Source organism: Limisalsivibrio acetivorans, from assembly GCF_000421105.1.
Lineage (GTDB): Bacteria > Chrysiogenota > Deferribacteres > Deferribacterales > Geovibrionaceae > Limisalsivibrio > Limisalsivibrio acetivorans.
Map to the genome: position 1 here is coordinate 1994740 of NZ_ATWF01000001.1, position 26187 is coordinate 2020926.

At 48.1% G+C, this 26187-nt stretch carries 22 protein-coding genes; 16 read left to right on the forward strand and 6 right to left on the reverse strand.

Annotated features, from left to right (window positions below):
- The first annotated feature begins 1 nt into the window (after position 1).
- Entirely contained in the window at positions 2-2626 is a 2625-nt protein-coding gene (secA, locus tag K300_RS0109475) for a preprotein translocase subunit SecA (protein ID WP_022851433.1), read from the forward strand.
- Positions 2627-2702: 76 nt separating this feature from the next.
- Here secA and K300_RS0109480 read toward each other — a convergent pair whose 3' ends face one another.
- The gene (locus tag K300_RS0109480) at positions 2703-3410 is read right to left on the reverse strand and encodes a hypothetical protein (protein WP_022851434.1); all 708 of its coding nucleotides are present in this window, start codon (positions 3408-3410) and stop codon (positions 2703-2705) included.
- Between the two features lie 240 nt (positions 3411-3650).
- Here K300_RS0109480 and K300_RS0109485 point away from each other — a divergent pair, with 240 nt between their 5' ends.
- The 9 genes from K300_RS0109485 to K300_RS15250 all read left to right on the forward strand — a co-directional run bounded on the left by K300_RS0109485 (position 3651) and on the right by K300_RS15250 (position 13709).
- Positions 3651-4007 carry a cytochrome c3 family protein gene (locus K300_RS0109485; protein ID WP_022851435.1) on the forward strand — a complete coding sequence of 119 codons (357 nt, stop codon included), beginning with the start codon at positions 3651-3653 and terminating at the stop codon, positions 4005-4007.
- A gap of 13 nt (positions 4008-4020) precedes the next feature.
- Positions 4021-6402, forward strand: a complete 2382-nt coding sequence (locus K300_RS0109490; RefSeq protein WP_022851436.1) for a molybdopterin oxidoreductase family protein — start codon at positions 4021-4023, stop codon at positions 6400-6402.
- Between the two features lie 84 nt (positions 6403-6486).
- A complete protein-coding gene (locus K300_RS0109495; protein ID WP_022851437.1) occupies positions 6487-6804 on the forward strand; it encodes a chaperone NapD in 318 nt (105 codons plus the stop codon).
- A 14-nt stretch (positions 6805-6818) separates the two neighbouring features.
- The gene (locus tag K300_RS0109500) at positions 6819-7535 is read left to right on the forward strand and encodes a 4Fe-4S dicluster domain-containing protein (RefSeq protein WP_238320646.1); all 717 of its coding nucleotides are present in this window, start codon (positions 6819-6821) and stop codon (positions 7533-7535) included.
- Between the two features lie 2 nt (positions 7536-7537).
- Positions 7538-8347, forward strand: a complete 810-nt coding sequence (locus tag K300_RS0109505; RefSeq protein ID WP_022851439.1) for a 4Fe-4S binding protein — start codon at positions 7538-7540, stop codon at positions 8345-8347.
- A 162-nt stretch (positions 8348-8509) separates the two neighbouring features.
- Positions 8510-9697 (forward strand): quaternary amine ABC transporter ATP-binding protein, encoded by a 1188-nt coding sequence (locus tag K300_RS0109510; RefSeq protein ID WP_022851440.1) that lies wholly within the window; start codon positions 8510-8512, stop codon positions 9695-9697.
- Positions 9687-10520 carry an ABC transporter permease gene (locus K300_RS0109515; RefSeq protein WP_022851441.1) on the forward strand — a complete coding sequence of 278 codons (834 nt, stop codon included), beginning with the start codon at positions 9687-9689 and terminating at the stop codon, positions 10518-10520. Before K300_RS0109510 ends, K300_RS0109515 begins: the two co-directional genes overlap by 11 nt.
- Before the next feature lie 22 nt (positions 10521-10542).
- Complete coding sequence (locus K300_RS0109520; protein ID WP_022851442.1) at positions 10543-11403, forward strand: glycine betaine ABC transporter substrate-binding protein; 861 nt, start codon at positions 10543-10545, stop codon at positions 11401-11403.
- 1250 nt (positions 11404-12653) lie between these two features.
- Complete coding sequence (locus K300_RS15250) at positions 12654-13709, forward strand: AI-2E family transporter (RefSeq protein ID WP_022851444.1); 1056 nt, start codon at positions 12654-12656, stop codon at positions 13707-13709.
- Positions 13710-13749: 40 nt separating this feature from the next.
- Here the strand turns inward: K300_RS15250 and K300_RS15255 are convergent, their stop codons facing one another.
- From K300_RS15255 to K300_RS16255, 4 genes are all read right to left on the reverse strand, one after another.
- Positions 13750-14970 (reverse strand): TsoY family (seleno)protein, encoded by a 1221-nt coding sequence (locus tag K300_RS15255; RefSeq protein WP_022851445.1) that lies wholly within the window; start codon positions 14968-14970, stop codon positions 13750-13752.
- A 287-nt stretch (positions 14971-15257) separates the two neighbouring features.
- A complete protein-coding gene (leuD, locus tag K300_RS0109540) occupies positions 15258-15857 on the reverse strand; it encodes a 3-isopropylmalate dehydratase small subunit (protein ID WP_022851446.1) in 600 nt (199 codons plus the stop codon).
- On the reverse strand, positions 15854-17248 hold the full coding sequence (gene leuC, locus K300_RS0109545) for a 3-isopropylmalate dehydratase large subunit (protein WP_022851447.1): 1395 nt from the start codon (positions 17246-17248) through the stop codon (positions 15854-15856). The genes leuD and leuC overlap by 4 nt, the downstream gene beginning before the upstream one ends.
- A 146-nt stretch (positions 17249-17394) precedes the next feature.
- Positions 17395-20823, reverse strand: a complete 3429-nt coding sequence (locus K300_RS16255; protein WP_022851448.1) for a PAS domain-containing protein — start codon at positions 20821-20823, stop codon at positions 17395-17397.
- Positions 20824-21098: 275 nt separating this feature from the next.
- Here K300_RS16255 and K300_RS0109555 point away from each other — a divergent pair, with 275 nt between their 5' ends.
- From K300_RS0109555 to K300_RS0109565, 3 genes are all read left to right on the forward strand, one after another.
- Positions 21099-22391 carry a permease gene (locus K300_RS0109555; protein ID WP_022851449.1) on the forward strand — a complete coding sequence of 431 codons (1293 nt, stop codon included), beginning with the start codon at positions 21099-21101 and terminating at the stop codon, positions 22389-22391.
- A gap of 9 nt (positions 22392-22400) precedes the next feature.
- The gene (locus K300_RS0109560) at positions 22401-22634 is read left to right on the forward strand and encodes a thioredoxin family protein (protein ID WP_022851450.1); all 234 of its coding nucleotides are present in this window, start codon (positions 22401-22403) and stop codon (positions 22632-22634) included.
- Between the two features lie 68 nt (positions 22635-22702).
- Positions 22703-23473 (forward strand): RMD1 family protein, encoded by a 771-nt coding sequence (locus K300_RS0109565; RefSeq protein WP_022851451.1) that lies wholly within the window; start codon positions 22703-22705, stop codon positions 23471-23473.
- A gap of 19 nt (positions 23474-23492) precedes the next feature.
- Here K300_RS0109565 and K300_RS0109570 read toward each other — a convergent pair whose 3' ends face one another.
- Positions 23493-24404: a hypothetical protein gene (locus tag K300_RS0109570; RefSeq protein WP_155827587.1), complete on the reverse strand. Its 912-nt coding sequence runs from the start codon at positions 24402-24404 to the stop codon at positions 23493-23495.
- A 506-nt stretch (positions 24405-24910) separates the two neighbouring features.
- On the opposite strand from K300_RS0109570, the gene K300_RS0109575 reads away from it, so the two are divergent.
- The 3 genes from K300_RS0109575 to K300_RS0109585 are packed head-to-tail and all read left to right on the forward strand — an operon-like array spanning position 24911 to position 26154.
- The gene (locus K300_RS0109575) at positions 24911-25309 is read left to right on the forward strand and encodes a hypothetical protein (protein WP_162139875.1); all 399 of its coding nucleotides are present in this window, start codon (positions 24911-24913) and stop codon (positions 25307-25309) included.
- Complete coding sequence (locus K300_RS0109580) at positions 25310-25825, forward strand: hypothetical protein (protein WP_022851454.1); 516 nt, start codon at positions 25310-25312, stop codon at positions 25823-25825.
- The gene (locus K300_RS0109585; RefSeq protein WP_022851455.1) at positions 25822-26154 is read left to right on the forward strand and encodes a hypothetical protein; all 333 of its coding nucleotides are present in this window, start codon (positions 25822-25824) and stop codon (positions 26152-26154) included. Before K300_RS0109580 ends, K300_RS0109585 begins: the two co-directional genes overlap by 4 nt.
- The last annotated feature ends 33 nt before the right edge of the window (positions 26155-26187 follow it).

Below are 26187 nucleotides of genomic sequence, written 5' to 3' on the forward strand. Positions count from 1 at the left end.
CATGATCAAGGTTTTAGCAAAGAAACTGCTTGGAGACTTCAACCAGCGGTATCTTAAGAAGATATCCGGCACTGTGGAAAAGGTGAACAGCCTCGAGCCGGAGTTTGAGAAAAAATCGATCCAGGAGCTTCAGGAGCTCACAGCGGAGCTCAAGCAAAAGGTTGCGGACGGAGCATCCCTTGACGATCTTATGCCCGAGGCCTTCGCCGCAGTTCGTGAGGCGAGTAAGAAAACCCTCGGCATGAGGCATTACGATGTCCAGCTGCTGGGAGGATACGTTCTGCACAAGGGTAAGATTGCGGAGATGAAGACGGGTGAGGGTAAAACCCTCGTGGCAACTCTGGCACTCTACCTTCAGGCTCTTGCCGATAAAGGAACTCACCTTGTTACGGTGAACGACTACCTCGCAAGGCGTGATGCCCAGTGGATGGGAACCATATACCTCGCCCTCGGGCTTACTGTTGGCATTATCCAGCATGAGGTATCCTATCTCGTTGTGTGGGACAACGAAGAGGAGTTCACCACAAAGCTTGTCCCGGCCACAAGGAAGGAAGCGTACGCCGCCGATATTACCTACGGAACAAACAACGAATTCGGCTTCGACTATCTCAGGGATAATATGAAGCTCTCCGTTAAGGATATGGTTCAGCGCCCCCTAAACTTCGCCATCGTTGATGAGGTGGACTCGATCCTCATTGATGAGGCCAGAACGCCACTTATTATCAGCGGACCTACAGAGGATTCCACCGAGGTCTACTACAGTGTGGACGAGGTTATTCGTGAGCTCAAGACCGGGGAGGACTTCACCGTTGATGAGAAACGCCGTGAGGTACAGCTCACAGATTCAGGAATAAATAAGGTCGAGAAACTCATGGCTATAGACAACCTCTTCGACCTGGGCCATGTGGACGACCTGCACTATGTAAACAACTCACTCAAGGCACACCACGTCTTCAAACGTGATCAGGACTATGTTGTTCAGGACGGCAAGGTTACCATCGTCGACGAGTTCACCGGAAGGATGATGCCCGGTAGGCGCTATTCCGACGGTCTCCACCAGGCCCTTGAGGCGAAGGAGAAGGTGGTTATCGAGAAGGAGAACCAGACGCTCGCCTCCATCACATTCCAGAACTACTTCCGTATGTATAATACTTTGAGCGGTATGACGGGTACGGCATCCACCGAGGCGGAGGAATTCTCCCAGATTTACGGCCTCGGCGTTGTGAGTATACCCACCCATATGCCCATGGTGAGAGACGACCGGGCGGATGTTATCTATAAAACGATGCAGGAGAAGTATGAGGCTCTTGTTAACGATATTGCTGAGTTCAACGAGCAGGGGCGCCCCGTTCTTGTGGGTACGGCCTCCATCGAGAAATCCGAGATTGTAAGCGCACTTCTCAAGCGCAAGAAGATAAAGCATGAGATCCTCAACGCAAAGAACCACGAGCGTGAGGCACAGATCATCGCCCTCGCAGGGCAGCAGAAGGCCGTAACCATCGCCACAAACATGGCGGGACGTGGTACGGATATCAAGCTTGGCGAAGGTGTTAAGGATCTGGGCGGGCTTCATATTATCGGTACCGAACGTAACGAGTCCCGAAGGGTGGACAACCAGCTGAGGGGGCGTTCGGGAAGACAGGGTGACCCCGGTTCATCAAGGTTCTACCTCAGTCTTGAGGATGACCTTATGCGTATCTTCGGTTCGGAGAAGATCTCCACCATTATGAATAAGCTCGGTATGCAGGAGGGGGAGCCCATTGAGCACGGCATAATCACACGTGCCATCGAGAACGCCCAGAAGAAGGTTGAGGCGATGAACTTCGAGATTCGTAAGTATCTGCTCGATTACGATAACGTCATGAACCAGCAGAGGAAGATCGTCTATACCCTTCGAAACAATATCCTTGACCACGAGGAGGTTGAGAATGTTGCCCTTGAAACACTGGACAACGTGCTTGATTCTCTCTACGAAGCGCATATCGGCTTGCCGGAGCAGATAGATGCGGAGTCCCTTGAATCTGACCTCAAGGAGATCTTCGGCATAGAGCCCGATCTTAAGGATCTGGATACGAAGAACGCCGATGAGAAGTTCAAGGGTGTTAAACAGCAGCTTATTGAAGCTCTGGAGGCGAAGAAGCAGGAGTTTGGTCAGCACTATAAGGGGATTTTCAGCTACCTGCTTATAAATGTACTTGATGATAAATGGAAGGAGCACCTCCTCTCCATGGACCACCTTCGTGACAGTGTGCGTCTGAGAGGGTACGGTCAGAAGGATCCCCTTAACGAGTACAAGAAGGAGGCCTACGACCTCTTTACAGATATGGTCCAGAGAACCTACACCGACACATGCCGGTTCCTCTTCCGCATCCGCCTTGTTCAGGAGGATGTGGACCTTGAGCAGAAGCGCAGGGAAGAGGAGGCGAAGCGCCGTACCATCGAGGAACGCAGGAATATCTTCGGTAACGACCAGCAGCAGAGCGGAAAGCCCGAGCCCGTTAGAAGGGACCAGCCGAAGGTTGGCAGGAACGACCCATGCCCATGCGGAAGCGGCAAGAAGTATAAGAAATGCTGCGGAGCCAAGGAACCCGGCGAAGAACCGAACGATGACGGCGCCGTGGTTTAACCTGGCCTAGATTTAATAGAATAGTAAGGATACATAGAGGGGCTCCTGCATTTACACGGCGGAGCCCCTTTTTTTATCAGTATACGTTGGGTGAGAAGAAGATGCGTTTAAAGCCCTTCTTAACCTTGACCGAGGCCTTGTCGTAAAGATCGAAGCTCTCCTTCTCCGCCGACTCGTCCATCTCGCTGAAGCCTGTTTGCACAAGTTCGGAGAAGTTAACGCAGTCTCTGATATCCAGCTCCTTAACCATGCTGTCAATATAGGTCCAGTGGATCTTCATCCATGCACCCTTTCTGTGCCATATCTCGGCCATCTCCGCTCCATCGTCGGCGATGTCCATCTCTTCGAAGCTGAGTTCCATTATCTCATGGAAATCGTTGAGCAGATCCGTAAGGGGGCGGATGCCAGCCCTTGCGTTCATATCCCATATTATGTAACGAACCTCCTCAATGACCCCATGGGCCTTGAGGACGCTACCCTCCTTAACAGTGCTTATTGCCCGATCGGCAACCGAAATGGGTTTATTCATCGTTTCGCTATAGTCGGATAGTGAGGCGTATGCGCCGGGTGCTTCTTTATATTTGGATGCAAGGCTGCTCCATTCTCCTTTAAAGGTCTCCAAACTGCTGAGCGCCTCTGCCTTCCGGTTTCTGCTGGTTGAGATCAATGATTCCTTGAAAGCTTCATAGGCGGGTTTGAAGTCTTTGCCAAAGGGGGAATGCACTTCGGCGAAGGCCGCCCCTGTAATGAGTGTGAACGCTAATAAAAGGGTGAATATTTTCATATTTCTGCCTCCATGAATGTTAAATATGTTTAAAAGCCGACAAAGTCAATAGGATACACGAGCATATAACACGTTTTGATGGTCACCAAAGTATATATCCAGCAGAAGAATACAACATTAGTGCAGATTAAATAATGTAAAGGATGAGGCTAACAGCTTTTACATTGAGGATACAAGATTAAGACCTCCTTCACATTATTGCACTTATTATATGAGAGACGAAAATACAGGAGGTATCTAATGTCTAAGGTCGCCACATTTGCAGTAGTTTTATTGACCACACTCCTGATGGCTTTTGCCGTATATGCGGATAAACACCCTGAAGGAATAGACAACAGCATGGACTGTGCTGAGTGTCATCAGGATGTAACACCCGATGTAGTGCAGGAGTGGAATCAGAGTGCCCACGGATACACCGGAGTTAAATGCGGTGTCTGTCACGGAGATGTAGCAAACTTCCGGAAATCACCCGGAAACGAAGTATGTCAGGGCTGCCACGCTAAGCAGGTGGAGAATAACGCCATGGCGGAGAAGAAATGCTCCTCATGCCACCCTGTCCACAACTACACAGTACATAAACAGAACGATTATAAATAAAGGGAGGGCAAGAATGGCTATTTCAAGAAGAAATTTTATAAAGCTAAGTGTGGCCGCAAGTGCCGCCGCAGCAGCAGGAATATCCTTCCCTGAAAGAGCTGAGGCCGCAGCAGGGGCCGAGGTTGATAAATGGGTAAAAGGCGCATGCCGGTTCTGCGGAACAGGATGCGGAGTATATGTAGGGGTTAAGGACGGCAAGGCCGTAGCTATTAAGGGTAACCCCGATGCGAAGACGAACTTCGGTTTCCTCTGCGTTAAGGGATTCCTCGCCTATAAGTGTATGTATCACCCCGACAGGCTCAAGTACCCCATGATTCGTCAGAGTGACGGAAACTTCAAACGTGCAAGCTGGGATGATGCCCTTGATCATGTTGCAGCCAAGTTCAAAGAGCTCAGGTACAAGTATGGCAAGGACGCGGTTGCATACTACGGTTCCGGTCAGTGTACCACAGAGGAGAGCTACACCTTCAACAAGCTTTGGAAGGGTGGCTTCCAGTCAAACATGGTGGAAGGAAACCCCAGACTCTGTATGGCGAGTGCGGTGGGTGGATACATCTCCACCTTCGGCTCCGACGAGCCTATAGGAAGCTATTCGGATATCGAGAAGTCCAAGTGCCTCTTCATCGTCGGCTCAAACATGAGCGAGTGCCACCCCATCATATTCCGCAGGGTTATGAGGCACAAGATGAAGAATCCCGATGTTAAGGTTATCGTCTGCGAGCCCAGAAGAACCAACACAGCGAAGATCGCTGACCTATGGCTACCCGTGGACCCGGGAACGGATCTTGCCGTATTCCACAGCATGGCCCATGTGATCATAAAGAAGGGTATCCACGATCCCGAATTCATAAAGAACTATGCAAGGATAACTGCGGGTAAGGAAAACTTCGATTTCGACAAGTATAAAGAGCTTGTAGACCAGTTTGATCCTAAAACTGCAGAGAAGCTTAGCAGATGCCCCGCAGAGGATATTGAGAAGGCCGCAGAATGGTTCGCCACAAGCGGAGCCTCCATGTCCCTCTGGACGATGGGTCTGAACCAGCGGATGAGGGGTGTATGGGCGAACAACCTTGTGCACAACCTTCATATCATAACAGGAAACCTCTGCCGCTCAGGCGCAGATTCCTTCTCCCTCACAGGCCAGCCCAACGCATGCGGCGGTGTTCGTGAGACAGGCTCCCTCGCACACCTGCTCCCCGGAACCAGACCGGTTGCCTCCGAAGCGGTTAGGACAGAGGTTGAGGAAGCATGGGGTATCCCCAAGGGAACCATCAATCCGAAGCCCGGTTTCCATACCATGAAGATGTTCGACAATCTCGGCGGTGAGGATGATTCCAGCAAGCCTATCAAAGCTATGCTGACATCAACCACAAACCCCGCCCAGTCTCTGCCGAACCTTGATAAGTACATACCCGGCATGAGAGATTCCTTCCTCGTTGTGCTTGATATGTTCCCCACGAGGACAACCCAGCTTGCGGATGTTATCCTTCCGGCGGCCTTCCTCTATGAGAAGGGTGGTGTATACGGATGCTCCGAGAGAAGAAGCCAGCTTACAGAGAAGGCAGTTGAGCCCGTTGGCGAGGCGAAGCCCGATGTTTGGATCGCTGCACAGATCGCCAAAAGAATGGGACTCTCCGAGCTTATCCCCTGGAATATGGATGACTCCATGGCTGCTAACAAGATGGCGTGGACAGACTATATCACAGTAACCAAGGACACAGAGCACACCCTCTGGGGAGCTCAGTTCGATATACTTAAGAAGTCCAAGGAAGGTCTCCAGTGGCCCTGCCCCTATCCCGGACACCCCGGTACGGAGCGCCGCTACGTCAGGGGGCTTGACCCGGTATTCGAAATGCCCGGACATAAGGAGCACATTCCTTCGGATGCCTCGATATACTTCTATGCGGATAAGAAGGGTGACGGTAAATCCAATATATGGCTCCGTCCTTACAAAGGACCCGGCGAGGTGCCGGATCAGCAGTACCCCTTCTACCTCACCACGGGAAGGGTTATCGAACAGTGGCATACAGGTACGATGACCATGCGTATCCCCGAGATCGCAAGGGCCCACCCCAATGCCTATATCGAGCTTCACCCCGAGGATGCCTCCAAACTTGGTATCTCCTCCGGTGATATGGTTGAGGTGGAGAGCAGGCGTGGAAAGAACACCCTCCCCGCCAGAATCACCAAGGGAACCCTCCCCGGCGTACTCTTCGTGCCATGGCACGATCAGGTGATGGAGAGGATGATCAACTTCGTGTGCAACGATGTGGTTGACCCCGGTTCTAAGGAGCCGGAGTTCAAGATAGCCGCAGTAAAGATAAAGCGTGTGAGCGGACCAAAGGATGTTGCTGACAAGTTCTACATCAGCGATGTGAACTCTACATACGCTTAAAAAACCTCCAGACCGTTATTTGCTCTGCTCCCTTGCCGCGAAAGAGGGGGCAGAGCTTTTTTTCTTTCAGAAGGAGCAGAAAATATGATTTTTGCAGGCAGTATTATAACAGTAAACAAAGACATGCTCGAAGAGGCTGATGAGCTCCTTAAGTCCTATGATGAAATAGAGGTCTACACAGTATCCGATGATTATCAGGCCGTTGTGGCCATCGAAACAAAGGGGAATAAGGAGCTTGAAGCTCTAACAAATGAGCTTAACACCCATGACTCCATTATCGAGATATCCCACCACTACGTCTATTTCGGCGATGAGGTGCAGAGGATGATAGATAAGGGTGAGAGCCCCAAGGAGCTGGAGGAGCTTTTCAGGAGCTACCGGGGGGATCCGGCTGAATCATGAGCCTCCGGGAGCGTTTGAGGAATACGCTTAACAATAACCCATTCAAAGGTTTCTTTAAGAAGAACAGGCTTCGCCCGCCCGGTGCCGTTGAAGAGAAACGATTTATGGAGCTCTGCATACGCTGTGCCCGATGCATTGAGGTCTGCCCCTACGACTCCGTTAAAAGAGCGGATCTATTCGAAAAACTCCAGATTGGAACCCCATACATTTTTGCTGAGGAAAGGGCTTGCTATCTCTGCATGAAGTGCCCCCCTGTCTGCCCCACCGGAGCACTCGATCCGGAGCTCGCTGAGCCGGAGAATGTTAGGATAGGCATAGCTGTTATTGATCAGGAAACGTGCCTCAACTATCTATACCTCAAGGCTGAGAAGGCAGAGGAGGTCACAGGAGCGGCTATGATATGCTCCACTTGCTACAATGTCTGCCCATTCACCGATGAGGCCATAATCATGAAGGAGTATATACTCCCCGTTATCACAGATAAATGTACAGGATGCGGCATATGCGTTGAGAAATGCCCCACAGAGCCCCGCTCCGTGGAGATTATCCCCACCGGAATGGGTGATGCGGACAGGGCTGGGATATACTACCAGAAAAGTCGAAAGCATTTTGTAGACCCCGAAGGCGCTGAGGGGGCTGTCAAAAAGAAAAGAAGTATAGACTCAACAGGGGACAAGCCGGAGTTCGAATACGACTTTGATGTTCAGGAAGGAATCGAGGGGTGGGAATAGCTATGGCAAAAAGACCTATACGCAGATGGCGAAGAGCCGTTCAGCTGACGGTTTTTATCGGCATGTTCATAATCCCGCTGCTGAACATCATGGAGATCTATTTCATCAAGGGTACCTTCTATTCCATAGATATTGGCGATGTTGCCATGGCGGATCCCATAGCCATTTTTCAGGCCGCACTTTCGAGCAGGGTTTTAAACGGGTACATGCTAGCCTCCCTCGTTATTCCGATTCTTCTGATGTTCCTCCTGGGAAGGGTCTGGTGCAGCTGGCTCTGCCCCTATCATCTCCTTGTGGAGGGGATAGCTGGGCTTAAAAGAAGGCTTGGAATGAAACGCGACTTCCCTGTAAACAGTGACCGGCTTGTGCGTAGAACGGGTATAACCCGTTTCGGGCTTCTGATTTTCTTTGTGGGCATTTCGGCTATTGCCGGGATACCTCTGCTCAACCTCATCTCCGCCCCCGGTGTTATCTCCAGTCAGGCGCTTGTGATGGTGAAGTTCCATTATGTTACCTTTGAAATAGTCTTTATTCTCGTCATTCTGCTCATAGAGTTCCTTTGGGTTCCCTTCTTCTGGTGCAGGTTTGTCTGCCCCACCGGCACTACCCTTTCCCTGTTCAAATCAAAGAGGGGTATGCATATCGAACGAATCCGCTCAACATGCTCCGAATGCGGCTCATGTGCAAGATCCTGCCCCATGGGGCTCAATCCCATAAAGGATGGGTCTAACCTGTTGTGCCATAACTGCGGTGAGTGTATCGAGGTCTGCCCAGATAATAAAAAAGAACAAACACTTAAATTTATTCTGTAATAGTATAACTACCAGTCAATGCCGAATAAAACAGACTCCTTTCCATAATAAATTCTCACTTCTAAACATTTCACCCTTGAATTATTGCTACAAGATATTTTATATATAAAGCTTACATTTGCGCAGTATTGAATCCAACAAAAAGGATGGAGTGGTGATTTAATGTCTAAGATTAAAGTTGAAGAAGTCTATAAGCTCTTCGGCTCCCGTACGGACGAGGCTTTAAAGGCCGTAAAGGGAGGAATGGGCAAAGACGAAGTGATGAAGAAGCACAAGGTTGCTGTCGGAGTCGCTGATGTATCCTTCGAGGTTGAGGAGGGGGAGATCCTCGTGGTTATGGGCCTTTCCGGTAGTGGAAAGTCTACCCTGATCCGTTGCCTCAACAGGCTCATTGAGCCTACCCATGGAAAGGTTATTATCGATGGCGACGACATAATGCAGCACGATGAAGAGGAGTTGCGCAGGATCCGGATGAAGAAATTCGGCATGGTTTTCCAGCGTTTTGCCCTCTTCCCCCACAGAACTGTTCTGCAGAACGCATCTTACGGTCTGGAAGTGCAGGAAACTGACCCCGAAGAGCAGAGGGAAAAGGCTATGAACGCCCTTGAGCTTGTGGGGCTGAAAGGATGGGAAGAGTACTATCCCTCCAACCTCAGCGGCGGTATGCAGCAGAGGGTCGGCCTTGCAAGGGCCTTGGCTGTCGAGCCGGATATTCTCCTTATGGATGAGGCGTTCAGTGCGCTGGACCCCCTTATCAAAAGAGAGATGCAGGATGAACTCCTCGCTCTGCAAAGCAGGGTGAACAAAACCATCGTTTTCATTACCCACGACCTCGACGAGGCACTTAAGCTGGGTGATAGAATCGTTCTTATGAAGGACGGCAAGGTGGTTCAGGTGGGAACACCCGAGGATATCCTTACAAATCCCGCCAACAGATACGTTGAGAAGTTCGTTGAGAATGTGAACTTTTCCAAGGTGCTTACGGCAAGCTCCGTTATGCGCAAGCCGTACACCGTAACCTATCCGAAGGACGGTCCTAAAACGGCCCTGCACAAGATGAGGGACACCGGTATTTCATCGATAATGGTTGTGAATAAGGAGCGGAAGTTCCTGGGCAGCGTAGATATCGATGATGCCTCAAAGGCTTCCAAGGAAGGGGCAAAGAACCTTGACGGTTTAATCAATGAAAACGTTAAGAAGGTCGCACCCGATGTTAACGTGAACGACCTTTTCCCCGTTGAACAGTATCCCATTGTAGTGGTGGACGAGAACGACAAGCTGTTAGGCATTGTGGTTCGAGGTTCGCTCCTTGCCGGACTCGCCGAAGGAGGTGTGGAAAATGGAGCTTAATATTCCAAAACTGCCCGTTGGTGACGGTATTGAAGCATTTATCAATTTCACCACAGATCATTTCAGTTTCATAACAAGGGCAATATCAGATATTACCGAAACAGGGCTCGATGCGCTCATAGAAGGTATGCTCTTCTTTAACCCCATTGTGCTTATCCTTATTTTTACAGCGCTCATATATAAGTTCTCCACAAGGCGGATCGCCATATCGTCCTTTGCAGGACTTCTATTCATATGGAACCTCGGGCTATGGGAGGCGACTATATCCACCCTTGCCCTAGTGATAATAGCAACGATGGTATCCGTTGCCGTGGGTGTGCCTCTGGGTATCACAGCGGCTCTGTATAAGTCGTTCCACAGGGTTCTCATGCCCATACTCGACTTCATGCAGACGATGCCCGCCTTCGTATACCTTATTCCGGCGATTCCCTTTTTCGGGCTTGGTCCGGTTTCGGCGATTTTCACGACGGTTATATTCTCCATGCCCCCTGCTATCAGGCTCACAAGCCTTGGTATCCAGCAGGTTCCCACGGAGCTCATTGAGGCGGCGGATGCCTTCGGCTCCACAAAAAAACAGAAGCTTTTTAAGCTTCAGCTCCCCATAGCCATGCCTACAATCATGGCGGGTATCAACCAGACGATTATGCTTGCGCTGTCCATGGTTGTTATCGCAGCGATGATCGGTGCCGGCGGACTCGGTGGAGAGGTATGGAGATCCATCCAGAGGCTATGGATGGGTAGAGGATTCGAGGCTGGTATCGCAGTTGTTATCATCGCCATGATCCTTGATAGAGTGACCCAGAAACTTTCAGAGAAAAAGTGATTATAAACAGGAGGAAGTAATTATGAAAAGGTTTATCAACTTACTGCTTGCGGCGATGATCGCCGTAATGATGACAGGAACAGCATTTGCGAAGGACAAGGAAGTAGAGCTTGTTTATGTTGAGTGGGCAAGAGCCGTTGCCATCACCCATGTTGCAGGCGAAATCCTTGAGGAAATGATGGGATACGACGTTAAGCTCAACTCAGTGGCAAACGCCGCTATGTGGGCATCTGTGGCTTCCGGTGATTCCGATGCACTCCTCTGTGCATGGCTCCCCAATACCCATGCTGATCTCTACGCCAAGTATAAAAATGAGGTTGAGGATCTCGGACCCAACTATGTTAACGCAAAGCTTGGCCTCGTTGTTCCCTCATACGTGAACATCGACTCCATCGCAGACATGAAGGACAATATTGACAAGTTCGACGGCAAGATTATCGGTATCGATCCCGGTGCTGGAATGTCCAAATCAACCGAGAAGGCTATTCAGAATAACACATCCGGTCTTGGTGATTTCGAGTACGTTTCCGGTAGTGACGCCATCATGGTTGCAACCCTTGCGAATGCAATCAAGCGTGACGAGTGGATAGCAGTACCCGGTTGGCAGCCCCACTGGATGTTCGGCGAGTGGGATCTCAAGATCCTTCAGGACCCGGACAAGATCTATGGTACATCAGAGACGATCAACACCATCGTTCGTGAAAACCTTAAAGAAGACCAGCCCGAAGCTTACGAATTCTTCAAAAACTTCGACTGGAAGCAGATCGACCTAAGCCCTGTTCTCGTAAAGAATAAGGACGGTATGGATCCTGAGGACAGCGCCGAAGAGTTCGTTAAGAACAATATGGATAAGATCAAGGAGCTTCTTCAGGCTGCTAAGTAACAGCGGGTCTGAGAAACTCAGGTAAAGTTTATAAGGAAGGGAGCCTTCGGGCTCCCTTAATAATTGTGGGAAATTCATCATCCTGAGAATTTCCCTGCCGCTACGCTTGGCAAAGCCTTCGCTCCGCTTACTTCCGGCTACGTGAATTGAGCAGAGCCCAATTCAGCTACGCCTTCAGGGCTTCCATCCATGGAAGCCTGTTGTGTATCAACCTCAAACGTATGATTAGTATAAGCTTTCATGGATGAAAGTTCGCTTGCGTAAGTGAGAAGGAAGCTTCTTTCTTCAAACGGCAGAATAATTTCCATAGATGGTAAATTATTCAGATAGATAAAGGAGTTTTTGAGGGGTTGTTAAGGGGAACTTTGTTCCCTAAAAAGTTCCCCTTAAGTCTTTTCTATAAACAGTCAAATGCGAAATAAGTTATTTATTTGTTTTGCGCTTATGCGCCACATACTTTTTAGAAAAGTATGCAAAACTATTCCCTCAGAGTTTTCCAGCCCCCATAGTTACTCATTTATATTCATAAATTCGTAAGAGATGGCGGTTCCCTCATTTCGCTCTTTTTCCACCTGAAGTTTTGCTGATGCTGAGGAGTGTAGACGCATCTCATACATTCCAGAATTCAATATTTAGGACTACCTCATCTGTCACGTGCGGCCAAAACTTCCGAGCGGTTCCAAAAGAGCTCATTCGGCTGTAAAACATTCGGGGAAGATTAAGAGGGTTATTAGCTAAAAAGAATATTGGCTACTAGTCACCTGTTTAACGAAATACCTTTTTACGTCTCACGTTGTTTTCTCTTGGGTGTAAACGGTATAGCCAGCTATTAAACCTATGGAATTTTCCATCCATATAATCTGGGAAATTCATCATCCTGAGAATTTCCCTGCCGCTTCGCTTGGCAAAGCCTTCGCTCCGCTTACTTACGGCTACATAAATTGAATACAATTCAATTTAGTTTCACCTACATGGCTTCCATCCATGGAAGCCTGTTGTGTATCAACCTCGCTTGCGTAAGTGAGAATGAAGTTATTTTCATTGAATGGCGGAATAATTTCTGAGGACTGTAACTTATTCAAAGAATGGAGAAAGTATCCTGCTTTATATTTACAAACATTCCTGTTCTTAACAAATCATCTAATATTTCTCCTTAGTTTTATGAATTGCAGTTCTTTGCGTTCGGGGTATAATTTTTGGAATTCGACTAATTTAATTTACTTAAAGGCGAGCATGGGTTAGCATAATTTATGGATATTGCAAAATTTGATATTACCCTGAAAAATCTACTTATTGTTGCTGCTGTTGCGGTTGTTATGATACTTCTGTATCGTTTGCAGAGCCTTGTAACTACCTTTGCGATATCTTTTTTCCTTAGTTATCTTTTTGACCCGGTTGTGGACTGGTTTGAGGAACGAAAGATAAACCGTGGGCTTACGATAATATTTCTTTACGTTATTGCTGCGTTCATTCTTATTCTGTTTATGAGTTATCTTCTTCCTTTGCTCTATAATGAAGCTGTATTTTTCATGCGTGATTTTCCTGGGTATTTGAGAAAGCTTTTCGATCTTTCGGAAGGTCTTGCTGAAAAGATGAACTACGAGATCTCCATGGATGGTATCAGGGATTTTGTTGTGCCAAAGCTTGGTGGGATCTCACAGGGTGCGTTAAAGACATTCAACAGCGTAATCGCTTCCATGAACAGCCTTGTGGGTCTTGTACTGAATCTTGCTCTTATCCCTATCCTCACGTTCTATTTCCTGAAGGACTTCGACATAATCCGTGACAAGATGTTCGACAGCTTCACAAAGCATGGCTGGAGAGACTTTCCCGACTATTTTATGAAGTTCAACTCTCTTTTGAGCCGCTATTTCAGAGGACAGGTTATAGTGGCGGCAATACTTGGAGTTCTTTATACGATAACCCTTGTGGCCGCAGGTGTTAAGCCTGCATTACTCCTTGGCATCATCTCCGGTGTGCTGAGTATAGTTCCTTATCTAGGCTTTATTATTGGCTTTGGGGCTGCGCTTATCCTGTCCGTTGCGCAATATGGCGACCTCCTGCATCCCGCCATAGTAATCATAGGCTTCACCATTGCCCAGTCCCTTGAGGGTAATATCATAACCCCTAAGATTGTCGGCGGAACGCTGAACCTGCATCCCACGGCCGTTATTTTTGCTCTTATGGCAGGTGGCTCGCTTATGGGGATCGGCGGAATGATTATTGCACTCCCCATTGCTGCGTTTCTTAAGATTCTTGTGTCCGAGTACCTTAACAAAAAGTCTGAGATAATCGAGCAGGAATAAAGAAGGCCGGACCCTCTCCGGCCTTTCATAGAGTTATGCTTTACTGAGTGTAGCCTAATTTACCAGCTTTATTGAGTCCACCCTGATCGGAGATCAGCTTTCTGTTCAGCCTGAAAACGATCATGGCTGTCTTTATCTGGATAAAGGTCAGCGGTGCAATGATAAGGAAGTATGGGATGCTGAATCTGTCGACGATTCCGTTCTGGTAAAGTCCATAGTAGATAAAGAACATTCCGAAGACAACAATCGCCACACCCGGGCATACAAGGGCAAAGGCACCGGGGCTCTTTTCCGAGCCGTACACGTAATCCCTGAAGTACCCTATCCTCTTCATTACTGAATAGCCGACTATACCGAATACGATCTGTAAAGAGATGAGGCTTGAGGATGCGACATAGAGGAATACAGGATTAAGCGGTACGTCATAGTTATGATGCAGAGCCATAGTAAGCCTGACCATGGTTATCCCCATGAGAGTAATGATCGGTATCGCTATCCAAAGGCTCGGTGATGCCTCTTTGGATATCCCGTAGCGAAAAATTGAGTACATACCCAGCGTCATTTTAACGATTGCAAGGGAGATGGCAAGGACAAGGAAAAACACAGAGAAGAACATCCCTATGGCTGATGTCAGCTTGATATGGCTCATTGCCGCAGGTGCTGCAAGACCCACAGCAACCATGGAAAATGCGAAAACACCGAGCATCTGTGAGAGGCTATTGTTCTTTTCAAAACTGTAATTCCCTTTCATGATTGTTCTGCCAAAATAACCAACAAAGATCCTAAGGGCGTATCCGCCGATTATGAGGAATGCAGCAATCGCACCGGGGAACATGAATTCAACTATGGTCCATAGCCTGGGTACAAAGACTGCACCAAGAACGAAGGATACGTTTACTGTCATGGCGTAGGTCAGCGGTTCTGCCATAAGAACCACGCCGCTATCTGATTCTCGAAGTTTATTGTAATCTTCGGTTCTTCTGAAGGCAGAGTATTCCTTGATGTTCCATACAAGGAGCCTGAAATGCAGATATGCAAAAACTAGTATCAAGGCAAGCACAAGCAGCACCAGGGCGGATATTGCAATGTTGCCGCCTGTAAGCACTGGATAGATAAAATCAAAAGTCGCAAGCGGCGTATTCGGGTGGTCTACCATGAACATCAGGTAGATGAAGAATGAAACAGCCATGCCTCCGCTGCCGAGTGATGCGAGGAAATACATGGGAGTATAGCTTTCACCCAGTCCTTTCTTTAGCGCCATATTGTTACCCTCCAAGAAATATTGATTCCTGAGTGAATATAATGGAGTGGGGGTATTTGTCAATGCAAATATATAAATATTCGCATAATACAGAATGTGTTTTCGGGACTGAGGCTTATTTTTGATGTTGGTGTTCTAATTAGGACGCAATGTTGCGTATAAAGAGCCCTCTGGATTTCAGTGAAGGTATTTTTTGTATATCCAGAACAGTATAAGACATTAACCGCAACAGCCCCCGGGAGTGCAGTCCCAGAGGCTGTCACGGTAATGACAGGAGCAATGTTTATCTACTGAAAGTCATAAGGGAGAGAGTTTTCAAGCTCTGCTACCTGATCCTTTCCCTGCAGGAGCATCCCGAGGGAGTCGTAGGTGGCATCAAGGAAAGCACTTCTTGCGCCTTCTCTCATCTCTATGTTGTATTCCTTTCCGTTTGCAGTGAGTGTTCTCTTTTCAACATCCACAACAAACTCGGTGTCCGGCTTTTCCTGGACGAGCTGCATAAGCTCTGCGATCTCATCCTTGGGCATCTTTGCGCAGACAATGCCGAGGGTCGTGCTGTTGCCGTAGAATATCTCAGCAAAGCTTTCCGCAACAACAACATCGAAGCCCGCCCTTTTTATGGACTGGGGTGCATGCTCACGTGAGGAACCGCAGCCGAAGTTGTTTCCGGAGAGAATAATCTTGGCACCCTTGTACTTATCTTCATCTATCGTATGCCCTTTGGGGTTCCCTTCGCCGTCGTATCTTTCGTCATAGAATAGCGCTTCGCCGAGACCGTCGAAGGTGACACACTTGAGATAGCGAGCGGGAATAATCCTGTCCGTATCGATATCATCGCCGGGAACCGGTACTGCTTGCCCCTTTATAACCTTAATAGGATCTATCATTCTGCACCTCCGAAAACCTTTCTAGCATCGGCAACTTCACCTTTAACAGCGGCTGCTGCTACCATAACAGGGCTCATAAGGAGCGTTCTGCCTGTGGAGGAGCCCTGTCTGCCTTTGAAGTTCCTGTTTGATGTGGATGCGCTGATCTCTCTGCCGACGAGCTTGTCGGGGTTCATTGCGAGGCACATTGAGCATCCTGGCTCACGCCACTCGAAGCCAGCCTCGATGAATATCTTATCGAGCCCCTCTTTCTCTGCCTGCTCCTTAACAATCTGGGAGCCGGGAACTGCGAGTGCCTTAACATTTGAGGCAACCTTGCGCCCCTTGAGGTATTCAGCTGCAGCACGGAAGTCTTCGATACGGCCGTTTGTACAGCTTCCTATGAAGCATACATCAACCTTAGTGCCTTCGATGGGTCTGCCCGCCTGAAAGTCCATATACTCAAGGGCTTCCTTCATGGAGAGGGTTTCGGGTTCGGGGATGTTCTCTGTGACGCCTGCACCCTGTTCGGGGTTGATACCCCATGTAACCATAGGCTCTATCTCTGATGCGTCGAAGCTCACAACATCGTCGTACTCTGCATCCGCATCTGAAGCGATGCTCTTCCAGTACTCCTTGCGCTTCTCAAACTCTTCACCCTGCGGAACGAAAGGTCTTCCCTTGAGGTATTCAAAGGTCTTCTCATCGGGGTTTACGTATCCGGCCCTTGCACCCCCTTCTATGGCCATGTTGCAGAGTGTCATCCTTCCTTCCATACTGAGGGACTCAATAGCCTCACCGCAGAATTCGTATGCGTAGCCAAGACCGCCGTTAACACCGAGTTTGCGGATTACATGGAGGATAATATCCTTTGCAGTGACCATGGGGCCGAGCTTACCGTTCACCTCTACTTTGCGTACTTTGAAGGGTGAGATCGACATTGTTTGTGTCGCAAGAACATCCCGTACCTGGCTTGTGCCGATACCGAAGGAGATAGCTCCGAAGGCGCCGTGGGTTGCGGTGTGGGAGTCTCCGCAGGCAACGGTCATGCCGGGCTGGGTCAGCCCCTGCTCGGGGCCTACAATATGAACAACACCCTGACCTCCGGAATCGGGTGAGAAGAACTTGATTCCGAAATCGCTGGTGTTCTTCTCAAGCGCCTGCATCATCTCCTCTGCGAGGGGATCCTCGAAGGGTCTTGAGCGGTTGTCTGTGGGGATTATGTGATCGCAGGTTGCGAAGGTTCGCTCTGGGTGAGCAACCTTAAGGTCGAGCTCTCTGAGCATTGCAAAGGCCTGCGGACTTGTTACTTCATGGATCAGGTGAAGCCCTATGAAAAGCTGAACCTGACCGCCGGGAAGGTCACGCACTTTATGGCGTTCCCATACTTTCTGGAATAGGTTTTTACCCATAAAACACTCCTGTTTTGAAAAAAGGATCGGGTGCTGACTATTGTGCACCATCATGGAAACACTACAATATATAACGGGAGTTGTAAACAGGAAAGTTTAATCAGCCTGAAATTAGTTTAGTAAGCCGGAAACAGGGAGGGCGTGTTTTATTTTACTTCGGATGGGGGTACTGGTATCGCCTCTGTACGGTTTCGTCCGCTCCGCTTTGCCTTATAAAGCGCTTCATCGGCGTATTTCATCATGATGTTCTCTGTGGAGCCTTCTATGTATTGGGTTGCACCGAAGCTGCAGGTGATTGTGCCCGCCTCGCCGAAATCCTCTTCTGCAATTACAAGACGAAGCTTCTCGGCGAGTTCTTTCGCGCCGTTTATATCTGTTTCGGGACAGATGATAAGGAACTCTTCGCCACCCCAGCGACCTACAGTATCTGCGGAACGTATATTGTTCAGCAGGAGTTCGGCTGTTCTTTTGAGAACCTCATCCCCCGTTTGGTGCCCGTAGGTGTCGTTTACATTCTTGAACTTGTCTATATCGAGAATGATGATGGAGAAGATGGTTCCATAGCGCTCACTTCGCACAATCTCGTTTCTGAAAACCTCATCCAGTCGGATACGGTTGTAGATCCTTGTGAGCCTATCCGTTACGGAGAGAACCTCGATCTTCTTTTTATCTGTTATATCCTGACTGATGGCGGTGAATCCGTTGATCTGTTCATTACGGTCAAAGGTGGGTGATATACTCGTTTTTACCCAGTATTCAGAGCCGTTCTTGCACATCTGCTTTAGCTCGCCGTGCCATACTTTTCCACCTTTAAGGGTTGCCCAGATTTTGGAATAGCTCTCCTCGTCCATATCGGGATGTTTGAGTACTCTGTGGTGTTTGCCGATAAGCTCCTTACGGTCGTAGCCGGAGATCCTGCAGAGTGCGTTGCTTACATAATCAAGGACCCCTTCGGAGCTGGTTCGGAAGGTGATGACGTATTCATCAACGATCTCTGTGTACTCCATAAGGCGGCTGTTAAGGTCGCTCAGCTCGTTCTGGGCATTACGCAGTTCTGTGACATCCTGTATAGTTCCTATCATGGAGACAGGTTCATTATCTTCACCGTAAACGAGCTCGCCACGCCCTTCGACGATGCGTATGGTTCCGTCACGTCTGACGATGCGGTGATCTATGCTGTATCTGCGTCTTTCCTTAACAGAGGCCTCCGCCTCTTCTTTAACCGCCCTCCTGTCCTCGGGGTGGATGAAGCTCATCATCACATCGAATCCCGGCTCAACCTCCCTTATCTCAATGTCCAGAATACGGTAGTTTTCATCACTCCATGTCACAGCGCCTGTTTCGAAGTCCCATGTCCAGCTGCCAATTCGGGCGATGCGCTGGGCTTCGTCCATGTTCTTCTTGGCTACCTCCATCTCGAAAACACTGTTGATGAGTGTTCTCTGGAGGTCTTTTGTCTGGGTTATATCCATGATAGTGCCTATGATGCCGGCGACTTCTCCGCTTGCATCCCTATAGGCCTCTTTGTAGAAGATGACGCTCACATCCTCTTCACAGTGGATGGGGTTAATATTTGACTCATATATCTGCAGTTCGCCAGGGTTTTCAAGGGCATCCTCATCCCTGCTGTGCACAAGTTCTGCCTGTTCGGGGGGTACTATATCGTATGCGTTCTTCCCTATTATGTCCTCTTTAGGTATTCCTGAGAATTCTGCGAAACGGTCATTGCAACCTATGTAGTTGAGCTCGGTATCTTTGTAATATACGGGTACGGGGAGGTTTTCCAGAAGGGTCTGTAAAAACCTTCTCTGGCTCTCCAACTCTAGCTCAAGGGTTTTTTTGTCTGTTATATCTGTATGGAAGCCTACGGCTCTATAAGGTCGACCATTTTCATCAAAGAACGCTTTTCCCCTGTCCAGTATCCACCTGTATGAACCGTCCTTTGCCATGACCCGGTGTTCGGTTTCATAGAAGTCTATCTCACCCTCGAGCATCCGGCGGACCTCGCTCATCACATGGTCTATATCCTCGGGATGGATCAGGTTTGCCCAAGAGTCTACATGATGGGGGATGTCCTCATCGTTATAACCGAGCATCTCCTTCCATCTGGGAGAGAAATAGACCTCGCCGTTTTTCACGTTCCAGTCCCAGATGCCGTCATTGGAGCCCTCTGCGGCGAGTTTATAACGTTCCCTTATCTCATTCAGTTCAATATTATTATTAATGAATTCAGATATGTTCTTAAGATATCCGAGGAAATGGGTTACAACTCCTCTGCTGTTTTTGATTAGCTTTGTACTGTCATGTACCCATATATAATTACCTTCGGGGCACAATACTCTGTATGGTTCATGGTTAAAGAAGGCGAGGTTATCACGCAGTGCTTCGCCGACCTCATCGGTTACACGATCAATATCATCGGGATGGATAACATCTCCATATCTTATTTCATTTCTGAGGAATGAATCCCTCGAATAGCCGAAGATCCTCCTGATGTTTTCCGTAGCGTATTCCACATCCCAGTATTCGTTGTTCTTCCATTTAATGATTACCGTGTCACCTTCGTTGAAGAGCTCGTAAAGGTTGTCCAGATCCTGTTTTGATCTGTTAAGCTTTCTGAGGAAGTACGCGAAACCGTAGTTCATCATGAAAAGTACTGTAAAGCATACTCCCAGCCCGCCCACGAACATAAGGATCAGTACAACGGATGACCAGTTAAACATCGGTGTAGCATCACGCACTGCATGGAGTTCGCCTATTTTTCTCCCCTTGTAGTCCGTTATGTCGGTGACTTCGGCGTGGATGAACTTGCCAGTGGTGTTGTCCAAAAAGTATCCATCATCGGCAGAAGCATCTGCTGCGCTAATCCCGAGGTTATTGTCCGGTGAAAAAATAAGCTTGTTGTTATGGATAATTCCCCGCTCCAGGCCGGGAAAGGACGCACTCTCTATGCCGCTGAGAACAGCTACAGGGGTGGTCTCGGGCATTATTTCACGTAAAATGTCAAAGAAATAGCAAAGCTTGATGCCGAATTCCACACTCCCCGCGTGCTCCCCGTCATTTGTGAATACGGGCTTTGAAACACGGTAGTAGAATCCGTATTTCCCCAGCTCAAAGCCGTGTAGCGGGGCTTTAAGCCTGTTTGTATCGGCAACGAGGGGGCGTACATCGGTTAGGTTGTCGCCGAACTTATCGATCTTATGCATCCTGAGTACAGAGCGGTTCTGGGAATCCTGAAAATGGAGGAGTTCCAGATACGGGTTCTCTTTGCGAAGTATCTCAAAGTCGTCCGATACCAGGGATATCAGACGTTGACGATTATTGTTGTTAAGGGCTTCGGCGGTCTTTCCACCCTCCAGAAGGGTGTCTATTCGGTAGAAATAATGTTTGGATACCCTTCTCATCTCTGCGTTAAAGGCGTATCGAACCTGCTTTGACATGTTCATGCGCAAGCTGTCCATCTCGCTTTTTTCGGCGTAGAATTCGAGTGCGGTTAACAGGAAAAGCATCAGAAAAAGGATAACAGCAACGGTGTTAAAAACCTTTTTCCTGACTTTCAACGCATCGAAGGGCATAAACACATCCTTTATCTATAGGGCTGTTCCAAAAAAGCATCCGCCGTGCTTTGAGAAAAAAATATACTATGCACTTTTGTGGACGTAAAGGTACATATTAATATTGGTATTCATTGTATATCACAAACCTGAGTTGCCAAAGAGATATAATTATAACACATGGTCAGAGCGGTTACCCGTGCTATTTTCAGCGTTTATGTAAAAAATTTTACCTGTTGACTGAGAGCATATTTCGGCATATATAGAAATATGAAAAAGGTTATGGAGGTTGTTGTTTGGATTTAAGGAAGGAAATTAAGGCTATATCTATTGCGGCGGTTGTCTTTATTCTGTTTTACAACCTCCCCGCTGAGACTGAACGGTTCAGAGGTGCAGCGGTGGAAGCCTTTGCGTTGGCGAAATGGTATGCGAGGGAACATGTGCTCCTATGCCTTATACCGGCATTCTTTATAGCGGGAGCAATAGCCGTATTTATTAATTCTGCCGCTATCATGAAGTATCTGGGTGCGGGTGCAAACAGGGTGGTTGCCTACGGGGTGGCTTCGGTTTCCGGCGGTATTCTCGCTGTGTGTTCCTGCACAATACTCCCCCTTTTCGCAGGCATATACAGGATGGGAGCGGGCATAGGCCCGGCAACGGCATTCCTTTATTCGGGTCCTGCGATAAACATCCTTGCTGTGAGCCTTACCGCAAGCGTTCTCGGCGCTGAGATAGGTATTGCAAGGGCGGTGGGCGCAGTTGTCTTCAGTATCGTTATCGGCCTGTTTATGGAGCTTTTCCATGGCGGTTCCGAGGATAAGGGGAGAGCGGCGCAGATGCCCGATGTTGAGGACGGACGCAGTGCCTGGCAGAATATCGTCTATTTTGCTCTGCTGATACTCATACTTGTATCCGCAACCCTTGCAAAACCGGACGAAACCGGTGGACTGAGCGGGCTTCTCTATGCGAATAAATGGGCTTTAACCATTATTTTTGCCGTGTCGCTGTGCGCTGTTCTTTACGGCTGGTTCGGAGTAACCCTTTGGAAGCTTGCGGCAGGAGCGGGCTTTACCGCTTCTTCGTACCTGATACCGGGAGCATCGGAGCAGGTTGTCTTTTCCGCAGGCGTCATCGCCCTTTCTGTGGTTATCGCCACGGAGAAGGGTGAGGTCCGGGAGTGGTTCGAGCAGTCCTGGGGCTTTGCAAGGCAGATCCTCCCCCTTCTGCTGGCGGGTGTTCTTATTGCGGGATTCCTTCTTGGACGTGTGGGGAATGAGGGGATGATCCCGTCTGAATGGGTTAGCATATCCCTCGGCGGTGAATCACTACGGGCGAATTTTATTGCATCCTTTGCCGGCGCATTTATGTATTTCGCCACGCTGACGGAGATACCTATAATACAGGGGCTTATGGACAACGGTATGGGAAAGGGGCCTGCGCTTTCGCTTCTGCTTGCGGGACCTGCGCTTAGTCTGCCCAATATGCTTGTGATCCGGAGCGTTCTTGGTACAAAAAAGACTGCAACATTCGTTCTACTTGTGGTAGTTATGGCCACTTTTAGCGGATATATATTCGGAAAAATATTTTAGGAGGCATTAATGAAGATACAGATCCTCGGAACAGGTTGTGCGAAATGCGAAAAACTTTATGAAGCGGCAGAAGCGGCGGCTAAGGCATCGGAGTTTGATTACGAAATGGAGAAGGTTCAGGATATCAACGATATTATGTCCTTCGGCGTTATGATAACCCCTGCCATGGCTGTGGACGGCGAGGTTAAGGTCTCCGGCCGGGTTCCCTCCGTTGCGGAGCTTGAGGCTATGCTTAAGTCCTAATATTTTCCTTTCAAAGCTCAGGAAATGTGAGATAATAGAGGCTGAATAATTCAGTCCAGAGGTCTTATATGCAGCTCACATTCTCAGCGGTTCCCATTGGGGAAAAGATAAAGCCCAGAGGGCTTAACATCGGCGAAAAGGTTAACCATCTCCCATACTGTGCCAGGCTCGGCGAGAATCAGTGGGTAGTTGTATACCGCTTCGGCGTTCTTGTATCCGTTGGGCTTGGTGATAAGGAGCGGCTTGATGTAATCAGCGAGCTTCAGCCCTTTGTGGGGTCCCCCCTCGAGGGGCTTGAGCCGGAGAACCTCTGTGTGAACACGGGCTATGAAAAGGATGAGTACCTCGAAGACGAGCTATACCTGAATGAGCTCACGAGGGAATATGTCCTTATGGTTGCGGATATTCTTGCAAAAAGCGTTATGCTGAACCGCTTTGAGCTGGATATGGCGAAGGTTTTTATCGAGATAGAGCCCCTCGCCCACAGGCTTGAGCAGGGAAAGATTACCATAAGCCCGAAGAGCCTTGTCCGCAGGATAGGCTCGTCTCTACTTGTTAAGCAGAGGATGATAGGGAGCATAGAGGTTAACGACAAGCCGGAGGTGCTCTGGGACTATCCTGAGATGGAGAAGCTTTACCTGACCCTTGAGGGGGAATATGAGATAAGGGAGCGCCACCAGCTCCTTGAGAAGAAATTGAGCCTCATCACCACAACAGCTGAAACCCAGCTGGAACTCCTTCACAATAAGCACTCCCTCCGGGTGGAGTGGTATATCGTTATCCTCATCGTCGTTGAGATCCTGCTCACACTTTACGAGATGTTTATCAGACATGTTTGATTGTTATCAATAACTATAGCTAACTCAAGGTTGAAAAGAAGCCATCTTCAGTAAAGAATCGATCATGCTTAGATCTAGATAATGCAGGGTAGTATTGTATTCCCTTCCATCTCCAAATAATATTATCTTTTTCTTCTAGATATATCTGCTGGTTCATGGCGCACTTTAGAATTTCTTCCCATACCTTGAACATTTTATTATCACAATTTGCCTCTCTAAAACAGTCAAGAGAGTTACAATATGTATTACATATAGCGTAACTTTCAAAAATTTTCGAAGCGATGCCGCCCAATAAATCGACAATCTTTATTGCATTTACTTTATAATGAGAATGTTTCTCTTTTTTGGAGATAAACTCAGGACCTTCAATCTTAACATTCATGTTTTTTTCAAAATCCTGCGCTATCTTTTTCTGTCTGGATATAAATTCTTTACTGTTGTTATCAATTATCCATTTGAGTGCGGGCTCGCCATTACTTGGATATAAACCTTTTTCATAATGTATTTTTTTCATGCACGCCAGTACCCTCTTAAGTATAAAATAGTATCCTTGATCGGCAGCATCTTTAATCCTTTTCTTATTGTTACTATCGCCGTCATTTTGTTCAATTTCTTGTTTATCAACAATGTAAAACCCAAAAAGTACTAACTCACCATTTTCATTCATTTTAGTATAGAAATTTTGAATGAATTTATGGAGTTTCTGGGGGTTGTTTTTATTATCCTTTCCTAGTTTTTTCCACTCAGACAATCCTGTCCCCAGCGCTTCTTTGCTTGCAGATGATGCTGAACTGATAAGATGTTTCAAGCTATCCGGATTCTTGTTTATAACAAGTGCGTAAGATATTGTGTATAGCTTTGAGGCATTTATGGAATGGGGTACTCCGGTGTCACCGCTTTCATCGGATATGAAAATCATGAGCTTATCCAAATAAAAAACCTCACCTGACTGCCAAAAGCAGCTGTACTCCCTGAAGGGAGCCGGCGGTGAGGCTTACGATTAATTCTGATTAATAATATCGGATAAAAACGAGAATTGTCAAGCGATATGTCTGAAATGTGAATATATGAGATTAGATTAGTACCTATGACATTCAAAAGTAAATTGTTATCAATATTGACTATACTGGTTGCATCGTTCATTCTCTCGTCCACATAACACTCTAACTATAGTGTCATTCTCAAATAATTTAAAATAAATGTCAACTCAATGTGTATATCCTTCGCTTCACATTTCCTGTTCAACTCGTCACACCCCGTAACATCAGTTTACGCAAACACTAGTATTATCCTCCCACAGCAAACGAGAGCGAAGATCAATATCGAAATCTTTTGCTGATGCTCTATGCATGGGGAGGAGGGTTATATGCCTGTTGTTTCTCGATCTGCTAATCGGGGTGAGGGATGAGTGTCCGCAGTGATATTTACTTAGGAATCGTGTCCGCTGTTCAATCAATAACTGCGGCAAAAGGATACGCTACGGATATTCAGGCGGTCTGCGGTGTTGATGGCGACTGCCTTGCCGCGTCTGCACTTCCGGTGGCAGTTGTACAAGACACAAACTGCACAGTTGATTTGTCACCCGAAGATTTCACATCAAGAACTCTCAATATCATAATCAAAATTCATTTCTCCGGAACTGGCTCCGCCGCGCAGGCGAGGCAGGCAGTTTCCGACTTTTATTCAGCTGTCTCCGTGGACAGCACCCTCGGAGGAAAGGCTCGGAATCTTTATCCTGTAAGCGATAGCATCGTTATCGAGCAGGGGGAGACAATAAAAAGCATAGCGGCAATATCAATGGCCGCTGAGTATGAAACAAACCTATGGGAGGACTAAATGTTTGTTGAAACGAAAAAACTTGGACCCTGTTATGTGACCTTCGGTACCCGTGACCTAGGCCTTACTTCCGGCGGTGTTGAGTTCGAACACTCCGTTGAATATTCCGATACGGAAGTAGACCAGTACAGCAGCCCCGTGGACAGCCAGGTCTCCAAGGCTACCGTAAGTGTGACAGTACCCCTCGCTGTATATGACGGTGAGGATATCGAATCTGTTTTCTACGGCGCTTCCGTTGTTGCAGACGGCACAGACCCCGCAAAGACAGCAGTTGATGTATCCGATTCCATCGGCACCAGCATTAGCACTAAGGCAGACATTCTCACCTGCACACCTAAGAGCGGCAAAGTGGACGACACGCTCACCCTTTTCAGGGCGGCACCTAAGATGGAGAGCCTCAAGCTCCTTTATAAGAAGGACGACATCTCCATTATGTCCGTTAAGTTCGAGGCGCTTCCTGAGAGTGATGAGTCCGACAGGCTCTACAGAATCGGCGATCCCGCAGTTACAGCATGAAAGTAATCAATCTGAACAGTTTTCATACTGTATGCAGGGTTGAGATCGACGGCGAGGAGTTCGAGGTGCGGGGGATTCCGCATATCGAAAGTCTTCAGCTTAAAAAGTACCATGAGGACAATCCCTCATCCTTCGACATAAGGGAGAGGTATGTGGAGATCCTCAAAAGCTGTACAGACATCCCCCACGATAGGCTGGAAAAGTTTCCGGGAATGCTTATCGATGCGCTGATGCTAACCGCACAGGGCTATGACCCCAACCAGCTTATCGAGAATTCGACAAAGCAGAAGGAGGAAGGGGGGAAGGAAGAGGAGCAGAACGGGCAATAAAGGAAGCAGATGAATACGATTACGACTTTGTTT